Here is a 5,341-nt window from a genome sequence, read left to right on the forward strand (position 1 = left end):
ATTGTTCACAGCATGACTCATCTGGGGGAAAGCACTTCGCAAGCAGCTAATTTTAACGCTCAGGATATGCGTTGGATGGGTGGTCTTCGCACCCGTATGCCTGTTGTTTTTGTAGTGTACATCGTAACCGCGGCAGCCTTAGTGGGTATTCCTTTCTTTTCAGGGTTTTTATCGAAGGATGCCCTACTGAACGGAGCTTTAACCTGGGCGGCCTACCAAAGTTCGGGCGAAGTAAGCTGGCATTGGATTGTACCAACACTTGCTTTTGCAACTACCTTACTTACCGCATTATATATGGGACGGCAGATTCTGTTAATATTTTTTGGCAAGCTACGAGCTAAAGAACCTTCCGAAACATCAGTAGAGTGGCAACCCTCTTGGATTATGCGGGTTCCGCTCATCCTGTTGGCAATTCTTTCGCTAGGAGTCATTTATTCCCTCAATCCATTTTCTGCTGACGAAAGTTGGCTGCCTCAGAATGTAGTTATGAAACTTCCGGCGATACCAGGTAATACATTAGATTATCTTCGGATAGCTAGTGACTACCCTAACTGGCATCAAGTTACCACGCTAGTCGCTTCGGGATTTAGCTTGCTGGGGCTGCTGATTGCCTTTGGTTTGTACCGTCCACAGCGAACTTGGCATCGATTGTATCATCAGCAGCCTGACGCTAAAAATTGGCTAGTTGGTTTCTTAGCTCAAGGTTGGTACTTAGATCGCCTCTATCAACTGCTACTTATCCGCCCGATACTGCTAGTGGGACGAGCCGGACGTTGGGTAGACCATCGGGTTATTGACGGAGTACTTCATAGTTTTGCTACCGTTGGAGTAATCGTTGCCCACATTATCGCTTGGTTAGACCGGGTGCTGATAGACGGCTTAGTCCAGACTAGTGCTTCGGGAATTCAGAAACTAGGCAATTTAGTTCGTTCGGTACAAACTGGACGTATTCAGACGTATTTGGTAGCGAGCTTGCTGTTATTTATTGTGCTGATGTACTGGTTAACCCAATTCTGATGAGTGTTGTTTATCTAGAAAATCAGCATCAGATTACTACTGAAGAACTTTCTCAGATAAATCGTGCTGAAGATATTCCTTACATTAATGAGGTTGAAAGTAGCTTAGTAGTTGCCCTGAAATTTGCCTGGCAGTGGTTACGAGGTAAATCGCAGTTTGAGCAGCTTACTTCTGGTTCTACCGGTTTACCTAAAACGATCACCATTCATCGGGAACAGATGATAGCTAGTGCTCAGATGACCGTTAGCAAACTAGAGTTAAATCAACACGATTCTTCTTTGCTATGCTTATCAGCGGAGTATATCGGCGGAAAAATGATGGTGGTACGCAGTCTGCTAGCTAATATGGATTTAGTTCTGATACGGCCTACGTCCAACCTTTTACCGTACCTGCCTTTTCTGCCAACGTTTACAGCCCTTGTCCCTCTACAAATACAGACACTGTTAGAAGAGGGGGCATCTGAACAGCTAAATCGTATGAAAGCAATCATTATTGGCGGTGCTCCGGTGAGTAGTTCGTTAGAGAAGCAAATTTCTACCAGCCTAACCACTTCGGTATACAGCACCTATGGTATGACCGAAACGGTTTCGCACATTGCGCTACGCCAACTTTCGCCACCAAAAGCCAGGGCTTATTTTGAAGTGCTAGGAAGTACTCAAATAATGACTGACGAGCGAGGTTGCTTGAAAATTAGAGGAAAAGTAACTCGAGGAAAATGGCTCACCACGAACGATTTGGTTGAAATTAAAAGCAGTCACCAATTCCGATGGTTAGGTCGCTACGATTCGGTGATTAATAGCGGTGGGGTAAAAGTAGTTCCTGAGGAGATTGAAAAGGTTTTAGAACCAATATTGCGTAAACAGAATTTTACCGGAAGGTTTCTAGCTAGCTCACTGCCCGATAAGAAGTTTGGTGAACGGGTAATATTGCTAATAGAAGGAGATGCTATTTCCGGTGAAGTAGAAAAAGCAATTTTGAAAGAAGCTGCTCAGCAACTTTCTCCTTACCAACTGCCTAAAGCTATTCACTATCTACCTCAATTTGCCGAAACCTCTACCGGAAAATTACAGCGAGGCAGAAGTCAGGCATTATTAATTCAGTTGCTGGCTACCCCAAATCGCTGAATGAATGAGCACCTTTAAAGAGTATATTTCAATGGATATGCTTATCTCTATCTAGGCAGACAGTAGGAAAAAATATTTAGTTTGCGGTATCTTTGTCGTACTATGTCTGACACCACCTCTATTCAGCAACTTGAGATTAGCTTCGAGACGTTTGTTGTACCTCCGCCCTACAGCCATACTTATACTTTTAAACTAAGATTTGAGGCTGATGACCTTCAGCTACAGTATAATTTAGAATATACCCATCGCGATGAGCTAAGTAAGGAAGAAATTTGGGAGGAAGGTTTTAGCAATCAGGATGATTTTAGCTGGAAAGGCAGCCTTCCGGTGGTATGGTGTGAGGCACTAGTAGCTACTTGGGAAGACACTCACTTGCTCTCTAAGCAAGAACAAGCATCTTCTAAACCATTAGAAAATGGATTATTTATGATAGCTGAGCTGACCAATGGACAGCAGGTGACAGGTATCCCAGAGAAAATAGAAACTTGGGAGTATCTTTTACAGGAGCTTACCCAGGCAGTGTATGAAGCCGCCCAACGAGAGCACCCTTTACGTATTCGCTACCTAAAGCGATCTTCGCAGAAAGAGGAACTACAGCTTATTATCACCATTCGCTTCTTACTGCGCTCGTTAGAGGTTGTTCGCCAGCAAGAAAAGCAACAAGCCAAACATACTTTGCCCTGGACAGAAGTTAAATCTATGTTGAGTACCCTTTATCAACTAGACTACAATACAGAAGAAGCCAGTGCTAAGATGCCAGCACTCCCTGGTAAGTACCTTGACCCTGGCGACAATCGCTGGTATCAGTTAGGAAAGGAGGTCACTAATCCGGGAAGAATAGATCTTACAGATAGCTTGAGACAAAAACTAGAATCTTTGATTGATAGTTATTGACTCATAACACATTTTATAACGATTTAAGACTGGACTCTTATCAAGCTAACAAGTTGCCACTTTGAAAAATGAATTAATGCAACTGTATCGTAAAAGTTATACTGATCCTAGGATTTTTTAAACTGGCAATTATTATTAACAGTATTTACATTATAGGTATCGAAAATACAATATGATTTGAATGATTCATTTAGTATTTTCATCATAAATGGGCTGTTATTTTAAAAAGTGTGTATAAATTAGAGTTATATTATAAATATCAAATTTGAGTAGTAAATTTGACTTACCATATGGCAATATAACAAAATAGGGCTATTGTATTTTTCCATGAAAAACTAGGTGTCTTTTTCTAACTATTTGTACGAATCGACGAAGGAATAAAAATTCTTATTGCTGGTAATTATATTAAAAATAATAGAGTGCTTACCTTATTATAGTTTAATTTTGAAAGCAGTATAATACTCAGTTTAGTTTATTTTTTAAAGAGCTTATTCAAAGCAAGCAAACAAAAAGTGGATGATTTTTTAATCGCATCTATCTGATTTAAATAGTAAATACATGATCCGAAAACGGTGAATACGTAATAGCTATCTATCTTACAAATAGGACTAAGTCAAAGAAGCTATTTACTTTTACTACGCTAACCTATGATCACATGAATAAGACTCTACAGCGCAAACAAGCACCAGATAAAGTATCAGTGCTTACCACTCAAGTATCCACCGGGAGCTTCCGGCGTGTACTAGAATATGTATTAGAACTATCAGAGCGAAAAGCCTCATCTTACGTATGCTTTGCCAATGTACATATGATTGTTGAAGCATTCAAAGATAGCCGGTTTCAGAAGGTAATTAATCGGGCTGATGTAGTCGCTACCGATGGCTTACCTCTAACTAAATATTTAGAAGTATTTGAAGGAATAACTCAACCGAGAGTTGCCGGCCCCGATCTGTTCCCAGCCCTGCTATCTCAAGCGGCTCAGCGCGGAAAATCTGTGTTCTTTTATGGTAATACTCCTGAAGTTTTAGAACAATTGCGCAAACGCGCGTTAAAGCATCTTCCTCAATTAAAGATCGCCGGAATGTTTTCACCGCCATTTCGTACGTTAACCTCAAGGGAAGAGGAAGAAGTGGTGACCATGATCAACGAGACCCAGACCGATTTTGTATTTGTTTCCTTAGGTTGTCCTAAACAAGAGCGATGGATGCACCAGCACCACGGAAGGGTGAAAGCTTGCATGTTGGGAGTAGGACAAGCATTCAATACCTACGCAGGTACTGATCAGCGAGCCCCTCTGTGGATGCAGAAAAATGGGCTAGAATGGCTTTACCGACTATCTTGCGAACCTAAAAGACTTGCTAGAAGGTATATTTACACCAACGGAAAATTTCTTTATCTAGTAGGTCGACTGTACTTTAGAAAACTGCGTAATAAGGACTTGTTGCCTGTCTAGCAAATTTTCAAGGGTAACCAGTTATAGCAATGTTAGCTTTTTATGTGAACAAGGGACTCATGAAAGAAGGAGTAAGGCCAGTCCCTCTATTGATGCACTTAGCATCAGACGATACCCAAGAAGGACTTCTATACTGGAACGATTTAAGGTTACATCTCAAGCGTAGCAATATTTCCGTGCACTTTTACGAGGATGCTGCTACCGTAGACGGAACAGTGGTAATCCCCCACTACTTAAACGACTACAGTAAGAAGGAGCTAGCTAGCTTAGTAGAGGAATGTAAACAAGCCAAGCAAGTAGTGGCCTTCCACGATGGGAGCGCACGTACTATCGCTAAACATCTGACACTTCAGTTTAGGCTAAACAATACTAACAATACGAAACGATCGGTAAGCATTCCGGCCTGGCTGTATGAGTTGCCCGTCGCTGATCCACCTACCGGAAGTGCCGTCAGCGTTTCTTTTGTGGGCAACACGTCGTATCCGGGGAAGCTTAATTCGGTATTTCAGTACATTCAACTACCCTTATCAATCATTAATGTTATTGGCGGTAGCTTATTGCTTGATAGCTACTTGTCTTTGAGATACAAGCAGGTTATTGCCCGTTACGTGAGGAAAGCAGTAGTACAGCGAATACAGAACTTTAGTCAGATACAAACAACCCTTATTCAGCGCGAGGGTGCATTCTTTCATTTGTCTACCGAAGAAAAACAGAAGAGAAGAAAAGAGTACCTGAAAGCAGTAACGGGTAGCTGGTATACCGTCTGCGTACGGGGCGATCAGAACGGGTTTTTTCAGCTATACGAAGTAATGGCACTGGGTAGAATACCTATAATTATCAGTACCAATACCCG

5 protein-coding genes are annotated in these 5,341 nt (G+C 41.8%); all 5 read left to right on the forward strand.

The annotated features are described in order from the left end of the window. The coding region (locus WBA23_RS25425; RefSeq protein WP_424585088.1) for a proton-conducting transporter membrane subunit at positions 1-1,017 on the forward strand (1,017 nt) is incomplete at its 5' end. Then, complete coding sequence (locus WBA23_RS25430; RefSeq protein WP_424585089.1) at positions 1,017-2,141, forward strand: AMP-binding protein; 1,125 nt, start codon at positions 1,017-1,019, stop codon at positions 2,139-2,141. The genes WBA23_RS25425 and WBA23_RS25430, both read left to right, overlap by 1 nt. 102 nt (positions 2,142-2,243) lie before the next feature. Continuing rightward, positions 2,244-3,035 carry a hypothetical protein gene (locus tag WBA23_RS25435; protein ID WP_424585090.1) on the forward strand — a complete coding sequence of 264 codons (792 nt, stop codon included), beginning with the start codon at positions 2,244-2,246 and terminating at the stop codon, positions 3,033-3,035. A gap of 655 nt (positions 3,036-3,690) precedes the next feature. Then, positions 3,691-4,488, forward strand: a complete 798-nt coding sequence (locus WBA23_RS25440; protein WP_424585091.1) for a WecB/TagA/CpsF family glycosyltransferase — start codon at positions 3,691-3,693, stop codon at positions 4,486-4,488. Positions 4,489-4,532: 44 nt separating this feature from the next. Next, positions 4,533-5,341 (forward strand): hypothetical protein (locus WBA23_RS25445; protein WP_424585092.1); only part of this gene is annotated, 809 nt, incomplete at its 3' end.

It is taken from the genome of Tunicatimonas sp. (assembly GCF_049647865.1).
In the GTDB taxonomy this organism is placed as follows: Bacteria; Bacteroidota; Bacteroidia; order Cytophagales; family Cyclobacteriaceae; genus Tunicatimonas.